Annotated in this window: 1 pseudogene; it reads left to right on the top strand. The window is 70.7% G+C overall.

Features of this window, described 5'->3' with window-relative positions:
- Positions 1-62: 62 nt before the first annotated feature.
- Positions 63-1,373 (top strand): annotated as a pseudogene (locus B1A87_RS22660) (Spo0B domain-containing protein); the annotation flags it as partial.
- Between the last annotated feature and the right edge of the window lie 18 nt (positions 1,374-1,391).

The raw sequence follows: 1,391 nt of genomic DNA, 5'->3' as shown, positions 1-1,391 counted from the left end.
GGAAGCCGGTCTTCCGGTACAGGCCCTGTCTCTTATACACATCTAGATGTGTATAAGAGACAGCCGAGGGGGCACGCACGCGCACCGGCGCCCTCTTCGTGGTGATCACCGACGAAACGGGACTCCGGCTGGCCCATCCCGACGCCGAGCGGCTGGGCGAGCGGGTCAGCACGGATCCGTCCGAGGCGCTGGCCGGCCGCGAAGTCACCACCCGCAACACGGGAACGCTGGGGCCGTCGGCCGGGGCAAAGGTGCCGGTCTTCGCGCCCGGCACCGGCGCCGGCTCCGGTTCCGGCGGGGCGTCCCCCGCCGTGGTGGGCGAGGTGAGCGTCGGCTATTCCACCGAGTCCATCGGCCAGAGCCTGGGCCGGGACATCGGGCCCATCGTGCTGACGGCGGCCGGCTCACTCCTGGCGGGCGTCCTGGCCTCGTTCCTGCTCCGGCGCAGGCTGCAGCGCCTCACCCTGGGCCTGGAACCCGAGGAAATCAGCACCCTGGTCCACGACCAGGTGGCCGTGCTCGAGGGCGTGGATGAGGGCGTGGTGGGCATCTCCGCGGAAGGCCGCATCAGCGTCTTCAACGCCGCGGCCCAGCGGCTCCTGGGCCAGCCCGACCTGTCCGGAAGCCTCTGGCGTGCCGCGCCGGTCCCGCCCCAGCTCAAGGCGCTCACGCAGCCTGACGCCAGGGAAGGCGAAGCAGTGGAGCTGATCGCCGGCGGCCAGGTCCTGGTGGCGAGCGCCCGTAAGGCACTGCACCGGCAGGAGGACCTTGGCTGGGTGGTCATGCTGCGCGACCGCACCGAGCTGCAGCAGCTGACGCGCCAGCTCGACGCCGTCGGCACCATGTCCACGGCCCTGCGGGCGCAGCGGCACGAGTTCGCCAACCAGCTGCACACGATTGCGGGGTTCATGAGCATCGGCCAGCACCAGCAGGCGCGGGATTACCTGGCGCGGCTCGCCGCCACCGGGCCGCTGAAGTTCCCGGTGGACCAGGCCGAACTGCTCCAGGACCCGTATCTCCAGGCGTTCATCGGGGCCAAGGGGGTGGAGGCCGACGAACGCGGCGTCACCCTGCGCATCGGTCCCGAGACCCTGGTGCGGGGCCAGGTGACCGATCCGCAGGACGTCACCACGGTCCTCGGAAACCTGATCGACAACGCCGTCAACGCGGCGGTGGCCGGCTCGGGCGGCGAACGCTGGGTGGAGCTGGAACTGCTCGACGAACCGACGGACGACGGCGGGACGCTGCATATCGTCGTCGCCGATTCCGGCGACGGGCTGCCTGACGCCGCTGACCTGGAGTCCGTGTTCGCCGAAGGATTCACGACGGCGGCCGGCCCGGTCCGCTCGGCGGGCGGACCCGCCCTGTCTCTTATACACATCTAGATGTGT

The organism is Arthrobacter sp. KBS0703 (assembly GCF_002008315.2).
Classification (GTDB): domain Bacteria; phylum Actinomycetota; class Actinomycetes; order Actinomycetales; family Micrococcaceae; genus Arthrobacter.
Note: the sequence above shows the minus strand (reverse complement) of the source record. Positions and strands in the feature narration are given on the sequence as shown.